This window comes from Pseudomonas sp. Xaverov 259 (assembly GCF_019352915.1).
Taxonomy (GTDB): domain Bacteria; phylum Pseudomonadota; class Gammaproteobacteria; order Pseudomonadales; family Pseudomonadaceae; genus Aquipseudomonas.
The window spans coordinates 125391-142863 of sequence record NZ_JAAAFV010000051.1 but is presented as its reverse complement, the minus strand read 5'-3'; the positions used below and the strand labels follow the sequence as shown (position 1 = coordinate 142863).

At 53.9% G+C, this 17473-nt stretch carries 16 protein-coding genes; 11 read left to right on the top strand and 5 right to left on the bottom strand.

From position 1 onward, the window contains the following. Positions 1-184 precede the first annotated feature (184 nt). From ccoP to ccoN, 4 genes are read right to left on the bottom strand one after another with little or no spacing between them, the layout of a single operon-like run. Entirely contained in the window at positions 185-1132 is a 948-nt protein-coding gene (gene ccoP / locus K0H48_RS22215) for a cytochrome-c oxidase, cbb3-type subunit III (RefSeq protein WP_219269191.1), read from the bottom strand. Next, positions 1129-1329: a cbb3-type cytochrome c oxidase subunit 3 gene (locus K0H48_RS22210; RefSeq protein ID WP_138814390.1), complete on the bottom strand. Its 201-nt coding sequence runs from the start codon at positions 1327-1329 to the stop codon at positions 1129-1131. Before K0H48_RS22210 ends, ccoP begins: the two co-directional genes overlap by 4 nt. Before the next feature lie 3 nt (positions 1330-1332). Continuing rightward, positions 1333-1941 carry a cytochrome-c oxidase, cbb3-type subunit II gene (ccoO, locus tag K0H48_RS22205; RefSeq protein ID WP_017134815.1) on the bottom strand — a complete coding sequence of 203 codons (609 nt, stop codon included), beginning with the start codon at positions 1939-1941 and terminating at the stop codon, positions 1333-1335. Between the two features lie 10 nt (positions 1942-1951). Then, positions 1952-3376 (bottom strand): cytochrome-c oxidase, cbb3-type subunit I, encoded by a 1425-nt coding sequence (gene ccoN / locus K0H48_RS22200; protein WP_219269188.1) that lies wholly within the window; start codon positions 3374-3376, stop codon positions 1952-1954. A gap of 79 nt (positions 3377-3455) precedes the next feature. On the opposite strand from ccoN, the gene K0H48_RS22195 reads away from it, so the two are divergent. Next, positions 3456-4148: an alpha/beta family hydrolase gene (locus K0H48_RS22195; RefSeq protein ID WP_219269185.1), complete on the top strand. Its 693-nt coding sequence runs from the start codon at positions 3456-3458 to the stop codon at positions 4146-4148. Between the two features lie 78 nt (positions 4149-4226). Here the strand turns inward: K0H48_RS22195 and K0H48_RS22190 are convergent, their stop codons facing one another. After that, complete coding sequence (locus tag K0H48_RS22190) at positions 4227-5792, bottom strand: PAS domain-containing methyl-accepting chemotaxis protein (protein WP_219269183.1); 1566 nt, start codon at positions 5790-5792, stop codon at positions 4227-4229. Positions 5793-6267: 475 nt separating this feature from the next. Between K0H48_RS22190 and K0H48_RS22185 the strand changes: the two genes are divergently transcribed. The 10 genes from K0H48_RS22185 to K0H48_RS22140 are packed head-to-tail and all read left to right on the top strand — an operon-like array spanning position 6268 to position 17449. After that, the gene (locus K0H48_RS22185; protein WP_219269181.1) at positions 6268-7122 is read left to right on the top strand and encodes an SDR family oxidoreductase; all 855 of its coding nucleotides are present in this window, start codon (positions 6268-6270) and stop codon (positions 7120-7122) included. A gap of 17 nt (positions 7123-7139) precedes the next feature. Then, positions 7140-8150, top strand: a complete 1011-nt coding sequence (locus tag K0H48_RS22180) for a polysaccharide biosynthesis protein (protein WP_219269178.1) — start codon at positions 7140-7142, stop codon at positions 8148-8150. After that, positions 8143-9264 carry a non-hydrolyzing UDP-N-acetylglucosamine 2-epimerase gene (gene wecB, locus K0H48_RS22175; RefSeq protein WP_219269175.1) on the top strand — a complete coding sequence of 374 codons (1122 nt, stop codon included), beginning with the start codon at positions 8143-8145 and terminating at the stop codon, positions 9262-9264. Before K0H48_RS22180 ends, wecB begins: the two co-directional genes overlap by 8 nt. Before the next feature lie 40 nt (positions 9265-9304). Further along, entirely contained in the window at positions 9305-10930 is a 1626-nt protein-coding gene (locus tag K0H48_RS22170; protein ID WP_219269173.1) for a class I SAM-dependent methyltransferase, read from the top strand. After that, on the top strand, positions 10927-12141 hold the full coding sequence (locus tag K0H48_RS22165) for a glycosyltransferase family 4 protein (RefSeq protein ID WP_219269171.1): 1215 nt from the start codon (positions 10927-10929) through the stop codon (positions 12139-12141). Before K0H48_RS22170 ends, K0H48_RS22165 begins: the two co-directional genes overlap by 4 nt. Further along, positions 12138-13361 (top strand): glycosyltransferase, encoded by a 1224-nt coding sequence (locus K0H48_RS22160; RefSeq protein WP_219269170.1) that lies wholly within the window; start codon positions 12138-12140, stop codon positions 13359-13361. Before K0H48_RS22165 ends, K0H48_RS22160 begins: the two co-directional genes overlap by 4 nt. Then, positions 13358-14155 carry an ABC transporter permease gene (locus tag K0H48_RS22155; RefSeq protein WP_219269168.1) on the top strand — a complete coding sequence of 266 codons (798 nt, stop codon included), beginning with the start codon at positions 13358-13360 and terminating at the stop codon, positions 14153-14155. The genes K0H48_RS22160 and K0H48_RS22155 overlap by 4 nt, the downstream gene beginning before the upstream one ends. 8 nt (positions 14156-14163) lie before the next feature. Then, positions 14164-15543, top strand: a complete 1380-nt coding sequence (locus tag K0H48_RS22150) for an ABC transporter ATP-binding protein (protein WP_219269167.1) — start codon at positions 14164-14166, stop codon at positions 15541-15543. A gap of 7 nt (positions 15544-15550) precedes the next feature. Then, positions 15551-16594, top strand: a complete 1044-nt coding sequence (locus K0H48_RS22145; RefSeq protein WP_219269166.1) for an acyltransferase — start codon at positions 15551-15553, stop codon at positions 16592-16594. 51 nt (positions 16595-16645) lie between these two features. Beyond that, complete coding sequence (locus K0H48_RS22140) at positions 16646-17449, top strand: glycosyltransferase family 2 protein (protein ID WP_219269164.1); 804 nt, start codon at positions 16646-16648, stop codon at positions 17447-17449. The last annotated feature ends 24 nt before the right edge of the window (positions 17450-17473 follow it).

Sequence of the window (17473 nt, the reverse complement as noted above, 5' to 3'; positions counted from 1 at the left end):
GATCGAGTGGACAAGAAAATTTCGGGGTCGCAACGGGAGTCGTTGCGTGTGCCGGAATCGGTCCGCTGTGCAAGCAAGCGTAGACCCGAATGGCGGGAGGGGAAAGTTGGTGTTCAGAAGGGTGCGACACTTGGTCGCTTAAAAACAATGAGCTGCCGCCCCATCTTGGGGCGGCAGTCGGTGATTACTCGGCCTGGCTTTCTGGCGTTGCGCCATCAGCGGTATGGGACAAGCTGTACACATAGGCCGCCAGCAGGTGCACCTTGTCATTGCCTTGCAGTACATCCTGTGCAGGCATCTGGCCTTGGCGACCGTGGCGGATGGTCTGCTGCAACTGGGCCAGGCTGGTGCCGTAGATGAAGCCGGCGGGCTCGGTCAGGTTCGGCGCGCCCATGGCTTCCATGCCGTGGCCTTGTGGGCCGTGGCACGCCACGCAGGTGGTGTTGAATGCGGCTTGGCCGGCCACCAAGTCGGCCGTGTTGTCGGCCGGCAAGGGCAGCTTGGCCAAGTCATGACGCACATAAGCGGCGACATTCTTCACGCCGTCCTCACCGAGTATTTCACCCCAGGCCGGCATTGCCGCGTGGCGCCCGCTCATGATCGTCGACTTGATCGCTTCAGCCGAGCCGCCCCAGCGCCAGAGGTTGTCCGCCAGGTTCGGGAAACCATACGCGCCCTTGGCATCCGAACCGTGGCACACCGCGCAATTGGACGCGAACAGGCGACCACCCATTTTCAGCGCCTGCGGGTCTTTGGCCACGTCTTCCACCGGCATGGCCGAGAATTTGGCGAAGATCGGCCCGAACTTGGCGTCGGCCCTGGCCATTTCCTTGTCCCATTCCTTGGTCTGGGTCCAGCCGTCTTCATAACCCGGCAACACGCCTTTCCAGTTGCCCAGGCCCGGGTAGAGGATCAGGTAGCCGACCGCAAACACCAACGTGCCGGCGAACAGCATGAACCACCACTGGGGCAGCGGGTTGTCGTATTCCTCGATACCGTCGAAGGCGTGGCCCATAGTCTGGTCCACGCTGCCTTTGGTCTCGCCCTTGCGGGTGCCGACCAACAGCCAGGTCAGCCCGATCAGGCTGCCGAGGGTCAATACGCAGATCCATGTACTCCAGAAGGTAGTCATGGCTGGGTGCTCCTTGTTGCAGGCTCTTCTTGAGCGTCGGGTGGGGAGGGTTCATCAGCAAACGGCAGCAGGCGGGCCTGCTCGAAGTCCGCATTGCGCCGGTTGTTGAACACCCACAGCGACAGGCCGATAAAGGCGATGGCGACCACCAGCGTGCCAAGGCCGCGGATGGTGCCCGCATCGAATTCAAATCCCATGGCTCACCTCTTGCTCTTGATGGCAGTGCCGAGCACTTGCAGGTATGAAACCAGCGCGTCCATCTCGGTCTTGCCCTTGAGGCTGGCGACGGCGCCACTGATGTCGTCGTCGGTGTAGGGCACGCCGAGGGTGCGCATCACTTTCAACTTGGTCTCGGTGTGGCTGCTGTCGACCGGCGCGGTGACCAGCCACGGGTAGGCCGGCATTTTCGATTCCGGCACCACGTTGCGCGGGTTGTACAAGTGCGCGCGGTGCCAGTCGTCCGAGTAGCGTGCGCCGACGCGTGCCAGGTCCGGCCCGGTGCGCTTGGAACCCCACAGGAACGGGTGGTCCCACACGCTTTCGCCCGCGACCGAGTAGTGGCCGTAGCGTTCGGTTTCGGCGCGGAACGGGCGAATCATCTGCGAGTGGCACTGCACACAGCCTTCGCGGATGTAGATATCGCGACCTTCCAGCTGCAGCGCGGTGTAGGGCTTCATGCCTTCCACCGGTTTGTTGGTGACGTCCTGGAAGAACAGCGGGACGATCTGGGTCAAGCCGCCGATGCTCACGGCAAGCACCATCAGCAGCATCAACAGGCCGACGTTTTTTTCAATCGTTTCGTGTTTCATCATCGACTCCTCAGGCCAGCTGCGCAGTGGTAGTGGCTTCGACGGGTTGCGCCGAACGCACGGTGCGCCAGGTGTTGTAGGCCATCAGCAACATGCCGCTGAGGAAGATCGCCCCGCCCACCAGCCGCACGATGAAGCCAGGGTGGCTGGCCACCAGGGTTTCGACGAAGGAGTAGGTCAAGGTGCCGTCTTCGTTGACTGCACGCCACATCAGGCCCTGGGCGATGCCGTTGACCCACATCGAGGCGATGTAGAGCACGGTGCCGATGGTGGCCAGCCAGAAGTGCGCGTTGATCAGGCCAAGGCTGTACATCTGCTCGCGACCGAAGATTTTCGGGATCATGTGGTACAGCGCGCCGATGGAGATCATCGCCACCCAACCGAGGGCGCCGGCGTGTACGTGGCCGATGGTCCAGTCGGTGTAGTGGGAGAGGGCGTTGACCGTCTTGATCGCCATCATCGGCCCTTCGAAGGTCGACATGCCGTAGAAGGCCAGGGACACCACCAGGAAGCGCAGAATCGGGTCGCTGCGCAACTTATGCCAGGCGCCCGAGAGGGTCATCATGCCGTTGATCATGCCGCCCCAGCTGGGTGCCAGCAGGACCAGCGACATCACCATGCCCAGCGACTGTGCCCAGTCCGGCAGCGCGGTGTAGTGCAAGTGGTGAGGGCCGGCCCAGATGTACAGGGTGATCAGCGCCCAAAAGTGCACGATGGACAAGCGATAGGAATACACCGGACGCTCGGCCTGCTTGGGCACGAAGTAGTACATCATCCCCAGGAAGCCTGCGGTGAGGAAAAAGCCTACCGCGTTGTGCCCGTACCACCACTGCACCATTGCATCCGTCGCACCGCCGTAGGCCGAGTAGGACTTGGTCCAACTGACTGGCAAGGACGCGTGGTTAACGATATGCAGAATGGCCACGGTGATGATGAACGCACCGAAGAACCAGTTGCCGACATAGATGTGCTTGGTTTTGCGCTTCATCACGGTGCCGAAGAACACCACACCGTAGGCAACCCAGACGACGGCGATAAGAATGGCGATCGGCCATTCCAGCTCGGCGTATTCCTTGGACGTGGTGTAGCCCAGTGGCAGGCTGATAGCGGCCAGTACAATCACAAGCTGCCAGCCCCAGAAGCAGAACGCGGCGATTTTCGGCGCGAACAGCTGGGTTTGGCAGGTGCGTTGCACCGAGTAAAACGAGCTGGCGAACAGTGCGCAGCCACCAAAGGCAAAGATCACCGCGTTGGTGTGCAGCGGGCGCAAACGGCCGAAGCTGGTCCAGGGCAAATCGAAATTGAGCGCAGGCCATACCAATTGGGCGGCGAGAAAAACCCCGAGCCCCATGCCGACGATGCCCCACACCACCGTCATAATGGCGAATTGGCGGACCACCTTGTAGTTATAGGCGGTACTTAAAGTAGTGTTCATGGTTCCCCATCCACGGTTCAACCCAAGCAAATGCGGCACTTGGGCTGGAGTTATAGGCAGACTAAAAAGCGAGGCAAGCATGGGCAAAGAGCACAAGGCCAGTATTGACGGGGATCAATGGGCGCAGTGTGTGCGCGAGCACGGCTGGTTGTGGGATGCGGCGACCGTGGCTAGCGCACGCACACCTGTGACGCTGATCCTGGCCCACGGCGCTGGCGCCCCGATGGACTCATCCTTCATGAATGACATGGCTGCACGCCTTGCCGGGCATGGCGTGAACGTGTTGCGCTTCGAGTTCCCGTACATGGCTCAACGCCGCGTCGACGGCGGTAAACGCCCTCCGAACCCGGCGCCGAAACTGCTCGAATGCTGGCGTGAGGTGTATGCCGAGGTGCGACGTCATGTCGCTGGGAAATTGGCGGTTGGCGGCAAGTCCATGGGCGGGCGCATGGCCAGCTTGCTGGCGGATGAGTTGGGTGCGGATGGGTTGGTGTGCCTGGGTTATCCGTTTTATGCGGTGGGCAAGCCGGAGAAACCACGGGTTGAGCATCTGGCCGGCTTGAAGGCGCCGACGTTGATTGTGCAGGGCGAGCGCGATGCGCTGGGCAATCGGGCGGCGGTGGAAGGGTATGACTTATCGCCGAGTATCGAGGTGATGTGGCAGGTGGCGGGGGATCATGATTTGAAGCCGTTGAAGGCGTCGGGGTTTAGTCATGAGCAGCATTTGGAGGCTGCGGCGGTGAAGGTTTCAAACTTTCTTGCTAGCCTTTAGGGCCTCATCGCAGGCAAGCCAGCTCCCACATTTGGCATGCATTCCAAGTGTGGGAGCTGGCTTGCCTGCGATAGCGATTTACCGGTTAAAGCGCTCTACCAGCGAATACTGGGTATTGGCCGTATGCGTCAGCTCTTCACTCAACTGCGCCGAGTTCATGGCCTGTTCCGAGGTCTGATCCGCCAACAGCGCAATGGTGCTGATGTTACGGCTGATCTCTTCGGCGACTGCGCTCTGTTCTTCGGTCGCGGCTGCAATCTGCGTGGTCATGTCGGTGATATTGGCCACCGCCTCACTGATGCCCACCAGCGCCTGATCCGCCTCCATTACCCGCGCCACACCTTCTTCGGCCTGGCGATGTCCGGCGTCCATGGTTTGCACGGCCGCCGCTGCGGTGTGTTGCAGCTTGGCGATCAGCGTATGGATCTGCCCGGTGGACTCCGCCGTGCGTTGCGCCAGTTGGCGAACTTCGTCGGCCACCACGGCAAAACCTCGGCCCATCTCACCGGCACGCGCCGCTTCGATGGCGGCGTTCAGTGCCAGCAGGTTGGTCTGGTCGGCAATGCCTTTGATCACATCCACCACGCCGCCGATTTCATCGCTGTCCTTGGCCAGTTGGGTCACGGTTGCACCCGTCTCGCCCACGGCCACCGACAGACGCTGGATCGCTTCGCGGGTTTCCCCGGCGATGTCGCGGCCGCGACCGGTCAGGCGGTTGGCTTCCTGGGTAGCATCCGCCGTGCGCTGTACATGGCTGGCGACTTCCTGAGTGGTCGCGGCCATCTGGTTGACCGCCGTGGCCACCTGTTCAGTTTCTACACGCTGGCGTTCGAGGCCGCTGGAGCTGTTATGCGCCAAGGTGTTGGACTGCGCCGCTTGGTCGTTCAGGTGCTCGGCCGTGTCCTGCAAACGTGTCAGACAGGTCTTCAGACGCGCTTCCTGGCTGAGAATCGACATCTCCAGCCGCGCCTGCGCGCCTCGGCTGTCGGTGTACATCTGCGCGATCAGCGGGTCAGACGTGGTCTGCTCAGCCAAACGCAGCAAACGCTTGAGGCCACGCTGCTGCCAGCTCAGCCCCAGCAGACCCAGTGGCACCGACAAACCCGCCGCCAAGGCAAAGCCCCAGTGGGAGTTGAGCGATGCACCGATCATGAAGCTCAGCTGGCTGACCAGGATAAACGGCAGCCAGTCCTGCAACACCGGCAGCCACTTGTCGCGCTGCGGCACGGCCGACTTGCCCTGGTTGATGCGTTGATAGAGCGCTTCGGCCCGGCGGATCTGCTCGGCGGTGGGCTTGATGCGCACCGATTCGTAGCCGACCACCTGGTTGCCATCGAAGACGGGCGTCACATAGGCGTTAACCCAGTAGTGATCGCCGGTCTTGCAGCGGTTCTTGACGATGCCCATCCATGGCAAGCCTTGTTTGAGCGTGGTCCACATATGCGCGAACACAGCCGACGGCACATCCGGGTGACGCACGAGGTTGTGCGGCGCGCGGACCAGTTCGTCGCGGGTGAACCCACTGATTTCGACGAAAGCGTCGTTGCAGTAGGTGATCACACCTTTGGCATCTGTGGTGGAGATCAACCGTTGCTGAGCGGGGAAGGTACGTTCGCGCTGGGTAACGGGTTGGTTATTACGCATGGTTGTTCAATCCGCAAGGCTTTCAGGGGTTATCGGCTGTGGCGAGGCTTTATTTAGCCTATTTTTGTAATAGTTAGCAGGTAGGCCCACCGCACCGCCGGTCTAGTCGTCAGGCGCATGCGGTGATGGCTAAAGGCTACCCTGTCGCCGCTGGCGTGCTCGTCTTTTTTGTTTCCTGGTTTTATTATTGTAAGATTTTCTTTAGCATAGGCGGGTTGGTGCCTAGCGCCAAAAAACCTTATAGATTGCGGTCGTAGCGACGATTTCGGAGTCTCCTTGCCTGAGGATCGGCTCTCGCGAAGCTTGCGGTTTGAGGTGAGCAGAAAACATCAGGCGGTCACGCGAACAATGTGTATCGCGCGTTGTCCGTTAGGAGTGATGTTTTTTGTTACACCTTTAAAGGCTTCAACAGACGTGTCTGTTCACGTTAGAGAGTGAGCGGCTTTGTAGTAGCAGGGAAGTGGAGGTTGAAGCAATGAAAGTTATGGTTTTGGGCGTTTCCGGGATGCTGGGTAACGCGGTGTACCGCGTGCTGTCCGATAATCCTGGTTTGAATGTTTTTGGTACCGCGCGTAGCGAAAGTGCTAGTAATCACTTTTCGCCCGCGTTGGCCGAGAAGTTAGTATTCGGTGTTGATGTTGAAAGCCACGATTCACTTATAAAAGCATTCGGCAGTATTCAGCCGGATGTTGTCGTTAATTGCGTGGGCTTGGTAAAGCAGCTCGCAGATGCCAATGACCCCCTCTTGGCCGTTCCCATCAATACATTGCTACCTCATCGATTGGCCGCGCTGTGCAAAGCCACTGATGCACGTCTGGTACATGTGAGTACTGACTGTGTTTTTTCCGGCACGAAGGGCGGCTACCTCGAATCAGATTTTCCAGATGCCTATGATCTGTACGGTCGCTCCAAATTGTTGGGCGAAGTTGATTATCCCCACGCGATTACTTTGCGCACCTCGATCATCGGTAAAGAGTTGTCCGGGAACCGCAGCCTTGTTGGGTGGTTCCTAGCTCAAGAGGGTCAGGTGAAGGGTTTTACGCGGGCGATATTTTCCGGCTTGCCCACGATGGAACTCGCCAGGGTAATAAATGACTATGTGCTGCCTCATCCTGACCTGCACGGCCTCTATCACGTGTCTGCTAAGCCGATCAACAAGTATGACTTGTTGGGATTAATTGCTGATGTGTATGGGAAAGATATCGAAATACTACCGTCCGATGAGCTGTCTATTGATCGCTCGCTGGACTCGAGTAGGTTTCGAATGGCGACAGGTTATGTGGCCCCGGAGTGGCCGGCGCTGGTCAAGTATATGCATGATTTCAATTAATTTTCAGGTATCTGGCGATGTTCGATAACAAAGTTTTGATGATCACTGGTGGTACAGGGTCGTTCGGTAATGCTGTCTTGAATCGTTTTCTCAAGACGGATGTGAAGGAAATTCGCATCTTCAGTCGTGACGAAAAGAAACAGGAAGATATGCGAATTGCGTTGAATAATCCGAAGCTGAAGTTCTATATCGGCGACGTGCGCAATTACGACAGCATTCGAGATGCGATGAAAGGCGTCGATTATGTCTTTCACGCGGCAGCACTCAAGCAAGTGCCGTCTTGCGAGTTCTACCCGATGGAAGCGATACGCACCAATGTTTTGGGGGCAGAAAACGTCATGAAGGCCGCCATTGATAACAATGTCGACCGAGTTATTGTGCTGAGTACGGACAAGGCGGTTTACCCAATCAATGCAATGGGTATTTCCAAGGCCATGATGGAAAAACTCATGGTCGCCAAGGCGCGGATGCAGGGCAATGGCGAAACGGTGTTCTGCGCCACTCGCTACGGCAACGTCATGGCCTCGCGAGGCTCTGTGATACCGCTTTTCATCGAGCAGTTGAAAGAAGGTAAGTCTATTACCATCACTGACCCGACCATGACTCGTTTCCTGATGTCTCTTGAGGATTCCGTGGACTTGGTATTACACGCATTTGAGCACGGCCGCCAAGGCGATATTTTTGTTCAAAAGGCGCCGGCATCGACAATTGAAGTGCTTGCCCAAGCGTTGAAGGAACTGTTCGAAAAAAACAACGAAATTCGCGTCATCGGCACACGTCATGGCGAGAAGCTTTACGAGTCGCTTGTATCTCGTGAAGAACTGGCAAAAGCAGAAGACATGGGTCAGTACTATCGCGTTCCGGCCGATAACCGGGATCTCAACTACGCTAAATTCGTCGTGGAGGGTGAACTGGGTATTGCCGGTTCCGAAGACTACACGTCGCACAACACTGTTCAGCTCAATGTTGATGGTGTCAAACAATTGCTTTTAAAACTGCCGTACATTCAGGGGCAACTCAATGCTTAAAGTGATGACCATTGTCGGGACGCGTCCTGAGTTGATCAAAATGTCCCGGGTGATTGCGGAGTTTGATGAGCATACTCAACACATCCTGGTGCACACCGGGCAAAATTTTGACTATGAGTTGAACCAGGTTTTTTTTGATGACCTAGATATTCGCAAGCCTGATTATTTCCTCGGTGCGGTTGGCAGTAACGCCGCACAAACCATCGCCCGCGTCATTGAAAAAGCCGATGAAGTGATGGAGACCGAGAAGCCTGACGCATTACTGTTGTACGGTGACACTAATTCGTGCCTGTCAGTCATTGCAGCCAAACGTCGTAAGATTCCGGTATTTCATATGGAAGCCGGTAATCGTTGCTTCGACCAACGTGTTCCCGAAGAGCTGAACCGTAAAGTCCTGGATCACCTGAGCGATATCAACCTTGTTCTGACGGAGCACGCGCGTCGTTACTTGCTGGACGAGGGAATCCCGCCGGACCGTATTATTAAATCCGGTTCCCATATGCAGGAAGTGCTTGAGTACTTTAAGCCCAAGATTGCCAATTCCGAGATTTTGCAAAAACTCGAATTGAAGCCTAAAGAGTTCTTTATCGTCAGCGCTCACCGCGAAGAAAACGTTGATACACCTGCCAACCTACAGGACCTGCTCAATACCTTGCAGGCGCTGGTTGAAGCCTATGGCAAACCAGTAATCGTTTCCACCCACCCGCGTACTCGGCAGCGTCTCGAGGCTCTGGGCATGGAAGGGTTGGACGCGAGAATCCAGTTTCTCAAACCGTTCGGATTCTTTGATTACATCCGTTTACAGATGGAGGCGTTTTGTGTGTTGTCAGACAGCGGCACGATCACCGAAGAAGCGTCTCTACTGAACCTGGCCGCCATCACTATCCGTAATGCTCACGAGCGTCCTGAAGGTATGGACCAGGGGACGCTGATTATGAGCGGTTTGAAAGCCGAACGTGTCCTTGACGCCGTTCGTATCGTCACCAGCCAACATCAAGACGCCGTCGCGCCGCGCATCGTTCCGGATTATGAGGGTGGCATTGTTTCACAGAAAGTTTTGCGTGTTGTAATGAGCTACGTAGACTTTATTAATAGGACAGTTTGGTCCAAGTGATTGGAAACGTATATACCTAAAAAACAGCGAGATATTTGATATGAGTACAGATACTGAGACGCTGGACGCAATATATAACGCAGGAGAGCGTCTGGTACCAGGAGAGACTCATGACCGTGCAGAGATTGTTCGCCATAAAAGCAGTTATCAGCTCTTTCGCGACATCATTGAATCTGATATTCGGGAAAATCCGGCGATGATAGAGTCGGGTATCACCGTACTCGATATTGGCTGCGGTACCGGTCACGGCACCTACATGCTTGATACTATTCTTGGTGTCAAGATTGTCGGCATTGATCCAAGTGTTGAGTCCATCCAGTACGCAAAAGATAATTATGGTTCGATCAATATCGACTATATCAATTGCGACGCTGAAGCCTTTGTTAGTCAGTCCAAAGGCTTTGATTACGTGGTTTCTCGTCACGCTCTCGAGCACGTCGAAAATGGTTTGAACTTCGCGCTGCGGATCGCGTGTCGTCGTCGGCTGATGGTGAATGTACCTTTCAATGAGTCGGAAGGTAATATTCATCATCTTGTACACCGTATCAAAGAAGAGCATTTTGATGCTTACCCTAATAAAGAGTTTTTTTATGAAGGGTTAGACGGTGTAACTAAGATGGCGCGCGATGAAGAAGATCCGCCTAACTCCATTGTGTGCATTTCCAGTGTAGCGGAGCTGAAGGCGGTAAGAGAGCTCATTGAATTTCCTGTCCCAGCGTGGAAGCCTGAATTTTTGCAAAATTTGGGTATCGAATCACTTGAGGCAAGTATTCAGACTGCCGAGTTACTGTCGCTTCAGAAACAAACTCAGCTTGTTGAAAAAGAAGCCCAGCTGGAAAATCATCACGCGAACCTGAAAAACTTAGAAGGAGATATTCTTCGGCGTGAAGCATGGGTCGCGGAAAAAGAGGTGCAGCTTGCCAACCATGAGCTGAACCTCAACGGCATCAAGTCAGCCCTCGTCGAGCGTGAAGTCGCGATTGCAGAAAAAGAACAGCAATTGATTGAGCATGGTGCCAATCTGGAAGGCATCGAGGCGGGTCTGCACCCCCGTCAAGTGGTCGTTGCAGAGGCGGAAGGCGGTATTCAGCGCCGTGAGGCTCAGGTTTTTGAAAAAGAAGTGCTGATGGTGGCTCTCGAGTCCAACTTGAAGGGCATTCAGGAAGACCTCGCTCGACGTGAAGCGGCGGTTGTCGAGAAAGAAGCGCAGTTGCTGAATCACGAGAGCAACCTGAACGGTATTCAGGAAGATCTGGTGCGGCGTGAAGCCGCGATTGCCGAGAAAGAAGCGCAGTTACTGGGTCATGAGAGTAACCTGAATGGTATTCATGAGGACCTAGTTCGACGTAATCAGAAGATGTCCAGCAGTGAGCAAGACATTCTTCGGCGTGAAGCGGGTATTTCCGAGAAGGAAGCTCAGCTTACGGCCCGTGAGTTAAGAACAGTGGAACATGAGGCGAACATTGCTCACCAGAACAACGCTTTGTCTGTTCGGGAAAGTCAAGTTCGACAAAGTGAAGTGGGTGCTGTAGAAGAGCACGCGCGGCTTGCAGTCCGAGAAAAAGAACTGGCTGAGATGGAAATCGCTTTGGCTCATCGCGAAACGTTGATTTCTAATAGTCTTATTTCGAAAGTAGCCCTAAAACTAGGTTCGTTCCGTAAATGAAAATTCTGCAAGTTAATGGCTATGAGTCGCCAGGACGGCGCTTTAACGGACTGTCCATCACCCCTTTATTAAAGACGCATGATATTGAATCCCAGCACCTCGTTTGGGAGAAAGATAGTCAGAATCCGGAAGTTTTGACGTTCGAGGGCGATAAGACTCGAAAAATAAATCGGATCGTAAACCGCTTTGAGCGTCTCACCTCAACGCAGTCTATGTTCTACCCGCATGCAAAGCAGATGATGAAGATGCCCGCTTTCAAAGAGGCGGATGTCGTGCACTTGCACATTATTCATTCGGGGTACATGAGTCTTTCCCATCTTCCGGAAATCACTCGGCGCAAGCCCACTGTATGGACCTTGCACGATCCTTGGGCGATGACCGGGCACTGCATCTATCCCTTTGAATGTGAGCGTTGGAAGACCGGCTGCGGCAGTTGCCCAGACTTGAATATTCACTTTCCATTACTCAGGGATACCACGCGGTTTTTGTTTAATTACAAAAAACGCTCGTACAAAAAATCCAAGTTTGATGTGATTGTGGCTTCGCAGTGGATGCGTGACATGGTCGAAGCGTCTCCATTGTTCGAGGATGTTGACATCCACCATGTACCTTTCGGTTTGGATCTGAACTTTTTTTCACCGACGGCCTCTCCGGATGCGCGTAAACGCTTTGGCATTCCTGACGACGCTTTGGTTATTTGCTTCCGCGCAGTCGACAATCAGTTCAAGGGCTTGCCTTATATTATCGAGGCGCTGGAACGTATCAAGACAGATCAACCGATTTGCCTGCTCACGCTCAATAGCAAAGGGTTGATGGAGCGGTTTTCTGATCGTTTCCAGTTGGTCGAATTGGGCTGGACCAATAACGAGGAAGAGGCGCGCGACGCGTTTGTGGCTTCGGATATTTTTCTGATGCCCTCCATCGTCGAAGCGTTTGGCGTTATGGCCATCGAAGCGCTCGCCTGCGGTAAACCGGTCGTGGTGTTTGATGGCACTTCCTTGCCTGAAGTTACCTTCGCTCCCGACGTCGGTATTTCCGTTCCCATGCACGATGGGGCGGCGCTCTATGAAGCCCTCCAGCATTTGATCGATAACCCGCAAGAGCGACTTGAGCGTGGGCGCAAAGGTCGCGAAATTGCAGAAAAGCATTATGGTGATGAGCTATACGCACAACGCCTGGCTGATGTTTACAAAACGGTCGCGGCTAAATGAAGTTACTGCTCTTAACCGATATTCCGCCATGCCGGAACTTCACTGCGGGTCTGGTGCTTGATCGCCTGGTCAGTTTTCTGCCCAAAGACCAGCTTGCGATCTGTGCTGTGGTCAACCCTGCACTGCAGCCGGAAATACCGGCTGAACTGGACGACGTCCCGAGGTTGCTATTGAAGAAACCGCGGGAGGCGTCGGTCAGGGTTCTTCCGCGTAGAGCCGGTGTGTTGTCGGCGTTTCCTTACGAGCTGCTTCAGGCTGGCCGAGTGCGTAACGATCTACTGCCTAAAATCGTTGAGTTCGCTAAAGCCCAGCGGGTAGACGCGGTTTGGGTCGTGCTGCAGGGGCAGACCATGGTTCGGCTCGCGCGTCAGCTGACGCAAAAGCTAAATGTTCCCTTGTTGACCCAAGTGTGGGATCCGTTTGGCTGGTGGTTGCAGGCGAACCGCATTGACGGGTTTACACGTCGCCGACTTCAAAAGGAGTTCGACGACGTTCTTAAACACAGTACGTCTTGCGCAACCGCATCCTGGGCGATGTCTGAGAACTACTCGGCCAAATACAACGTCGCCAACGTTCCTGTGATTGCGGGCCTACCCCGTGAGTTGGCAACTGAACCCGCAGCGCGTCCTCATGTGCGCGACGAGTTCATTATCGCAATGGCCGGACAGTTTTATGCGCAGGCAGAATGGCAATGTCTTCAATATGCGCTTAATGGGTGCAACTGGACGGTTGCCGGCCGGCGCATACGTGTCCGGATAATGGGCGGGGGGTTCAGTGCATTTACTCAGAGCCCATCCAACTTTGAATATCTGGGATGGAGAAGCCAGGAAGAAACCATCCGCTTGTTGGCGGATTCGGATCTGCTGTACATGCCTTATTGGTTTTCCGAGGAGTACCGAGAAGAGTCGAGTAACAGTTTCCCGTCCAAACTGGTTACCTATTTCGCAGCAGGGCGGCCGGTGTTCTGCCATGCGCCTGCCTATGCGTCCCCTGCCAAATATGTTGAGGCTAACGACGCAGGTTACCTCTGCCAATCCTTGGACACGGCCACGATCGTTGCGTGCCTGGAGAAGGTTATCCAGGATGAGGAGACCTATGGGCGATACGCAGCGAATGGGCATTCATGCTTCATGAGGGATTTCACCCTAGAGCGAATGAAGACGTCGTTGCTCGAGTTTTTGGGTGACCATACAAAGGCCGCTGCGGGGCTAGCTACATGAATCAACATATCCTGACCGCGCATGTACGACATTTTGACCTCATTAAGCAGTTAATCAAGCGTGATATCGATATGCGCTTTAAGGGCGCACTGCTGGGTGTGTTATGGCCCTTGATTACGCCGCTGCTGACCTTGGCGATGTATGCCGTGGTGTTCGGTTATTTCCTCCCATCGCGCTGGCCGGGTGTCGATGGGATAACCGGATTCGCGCTGATGCTGTTTCCGGGGTTGATCGTATTCAATTTCTTTGCCGAGTGCGTAAACCGTGCACCGAACCTGATTACGCAGAACCCCAACTTTGTGAAGAAAGTCGTCTTTCCGGTTGAGTTGTTAGTGTGGGTGCCTATCGGCTCGGCCGTCTTTCAATTGTTGCTGAGCAGCGTTGCCTGGATGGCGATAGCGCTGGCGGTAAATGGCAGTCTGCAATGGACCATCGTCTTCCTGCCATTTGTCATTGCCCCGATGGTGCTGTGCCTGCTGGGTATCACTTGGTTCCTAAGCGCATTGGGCGTTTTCTTGAGAGACATCGCCCAACTGACCGTGGTAGTCACCCAAGCATTGATGTTTTTCTCTCCCGTGCTGTATCCGCTGGACAAGCTGCCGGCTTGGGCCAGCAACATCATCATGCTCAACCCCCTTACGTTCATCGTAGAGCAAAGTCGACTGGTATTGATCAATGGGGTTATCCCTGACTTTCGGGGTCTGTTGATCTACACCGCGGTGAGCTTGTTTGTGTGTTCGCTGGGGCTTCGCTTCTTCAGGTCGGTCAGACATGGCTTCTCGGATGTTTTATGAGTGTTGAAATGAACAGCGAAATCAAAGCCCTCCCCGTCATCGAAGTTTCAGACCTTGAGAAGGCTTACCATATCTATGACTCACCGCATGATCGTCTGAAGCAAATTTTCTTTGGGTGGAAGCGCAACTACTACCGTGATTTTCTTGCCTTGAAGGAAGTGAGCTTCGAAGTACTTAAAGGGCAGTCTGTAGGTGTTATTGGTCGTAACGGTGCAGGCAAAAGTACCCTGCTTCAATTGTTGACGGGCACATTGACGCCGACCAAGGGTTCAATAAAAGTTAATGGGAAAGTTGCAGCAGTGCTTGAACTGGGTTCAGGCTTCAATCCTGAGTTCAGTGGCCGGGAAAACATTTACCTCTATGCCAGTCTGTTCGAGCTGAAGAAGTCATGCATTGAAGAGCGGTTCCAGAAAATCGTCGATTTTTCGGAGCTGGCGGATTTTATCGACCAGCCGGTCAAAGCCTATTCAAGTGGCATGCAGGCACGTCTGGCTTTTTCGGTGATTGCGCACGTTGATGCCGATATTCTGATTATCGATGAAGCTTTGTCCGTGGGGGATGCTTTCTTTGCACAGAAGTGCATGCGGTTCCTTCGGCAGTTTCAGGAGAAGGGCACCATACTCTTCGTTAGTCATGATTTGGCTGCGGTCACTGCATTCTGTGATCACGCGATATGGCTGGAGGGAGGTGCTGTTCGTGAGGCCGGTAGCGCCAAGGAAGTGTGTGAAAACTACTTCGCTCAGCAATACATGCAACACACGGGGGCCGAAATTGTCACTGTTGCAGATGCGGCGGTGACGACAGACGATTCCGATGCGGCGACCGAGCAAGAGCCCGAATTTGACATTATCGAGCAGCAGGTGGTTTCCATCGCGGATGGGTCAATTGCTAAAGGCGACCAAGAAATCGAGTGCTTCGGTTTCAATGAACAGTCGTCAGCATTTGGAACCGGGGGCGCGGAGATTCTGAAAGTCAGCTTTACCAATGAGTCCGGCCATCCCTTGATCGTCAGTGAGGGCGGCGCACAGGTGGTGGTCAAGGTCGTGGCAAAAGCTAATCATGACATCGACCTTCCGATCTTGGGGTTCACGATAAAGGACCGTCTGGGTCAACCGTTGATTGGGGGCAACACCTATCACTCGTACAAAAAGTCTCCCGTAAGAGTAGAGGCCGGCAAACGTATTGAAGCTGCCTTTCACTTCAAGTTACCTATTTTGGCCATCGGGGATTACTCGATTGTCGCGGCTATTGCCAATGGAACCTTGCAGGAGCACGTACAGTTGCATTGGATGCACGATGCTGTTCTGTTTAAAGTAGCTGCCTCAAGCATTGACGGTGTGATTGTTGGGGCACCGTTGGACAAAATAATACTTACTTCAAGGGTTTAGCACCGCTATGACACAACAACAAATGGGGCGATTGGCTTGGGCAGACTCATGCCGCCTGATTGCAATGCTGGGGGTTGTTATCATTCATGTTTCAGCACCGATATTCTACAACTATAGAAACATAAGTCTTGGGGACTTTCTAACTGCCAACGCTCTTGACTCCATTGCGCGCGTGGCGGTCCCCTTGTTTGCGATGCTCTCTGGCGCACTTCTCTTGGGGAGAGAAACGTCTGGTGCTTTTAGAGGCGTAGCGTCCCGTATAATGAAAGTCGCAGTACCTCTGGCGTTCTGGAGCGTTCTGCACGTTTTCTGGATTTGCTACTGGCAGGGGCTGCCGCTGAGTATCCCATCGGCGCTGCTACAGGCATTCAACGGCCCGGTTATGTATCATCTGTGGTTCGTTTATATGATCATAGGGATCTACATCGTTTTGCCTATTCTCCAGCCTCTTTCCGCAGCGATCCTTTCGAGTAAGCATTTTGCCGCTTACTTCTTCGGGATCTGGTTTCTGGCGAATGCGGTAAGGATTTATGATCATGAGCCGATACTCAACCACCTAGTACTAACTGACTTCTTGCATTGGCCAGGTTATTTCCTGCTAGGCTACTACTTGGCGCACGCCGAGGCGGTTAAGAAACTATCCTCGTGGTACAGCGGCATTGTGTTTGTCCTGGCAAGTGTCACGACATTTTTAGTCAGCTGGTACTTGAACTCTAAATCACCCACCCCGGTTGAAACCGCGCTGGAATATTTCAGCCCTAATGTCATGATTGCGGCGGTTGCGGCATTCATGCTAATCGGGAAAATCCGCCTTTCGCCTGAGCTTGCAAAGCCTGTGGCGTTTTTGTCGGGCCTGGTGTTCCCTGTGTACTTTATGCATCTGCTGGTCATTGAACTTATCAAGGGCGGCATGTTTGGCTTTACCTTATCGCTGTCAACAATGTCAGCCTTCGCCAGCATCATCAGTTTATCGCTCAGTGCATTTATAGTTAGTTTGGTTATCGCCGCGTTGAGCCGTCTGGTTCCTTATTCGTCCAGACTGGTTGGTTAACAAAAAACAAAAAATATACTGAAGCAACATTTTTAGGGAAAGGGGAAATATATGAGCATTGAGACTAATCCAGCACCACACGAAGACGTGACGGCCGGCGTACCCACGCGAAAAGAAGATCCTATCGATTTGACCATCGTTATTCCCTGCCTGAATGAGGCAGAAAATATCGTTGGGATTCTTGACAGCGTCAAAAAAGCTGTGAGCGGCAAGGAATTCACCACCGAAATTATTGTCGTTGATGACAAAAGCGATGATGAGACCTATAGCCTGGCCTCCGCATGGAGCGAACAAAACCGAGATCACTTGCCTGTTCGCGTTATCAGCCGCTCTCTTCATCGTCGCGGCTACGGGGCAGTCGTTCGATATGGTGCCGCTCACGGGATTGGCCGTTATTGCATTTTCGTCTCAGCCGATGCGGTAGATCCTATCCACCTGATTCCACCACTTTATGAAGAGATGGAAAAGGGTGCCATTTTGGCCCAGTGCTCTCGTTATATTCAGTCGGGCGATGACGGTACCATTCCATTTAAATATAAGTTTTTCCAGTTTTTCTTCCGTATCGGCGTCAAGCTGGCACTGGGTCAGTATATTCCTGACTCGACTTACGCCTTCAAAATGTTTCGTAGAAGAGAAACACTGGGTGTCGGCCTGAGCCAAAACAGATTCAGCATCAGCCCGGAAATCACCTTTAAATCGATCTTGATGGGAGGCGAAGTAAAATACATCGCGGGTGCACAGGGGGTCCGTGAGCGGGGCGTTTCAAAGTTTATCTTTCATAAAGAGGGGTTGGGTTTTGGTTATTGCCTGATTCGTGCGTTTTTACACAAGACTAAGTTGGTCTATTGGTTCTAATTTTCTTTAACAAGTATTTTTGGA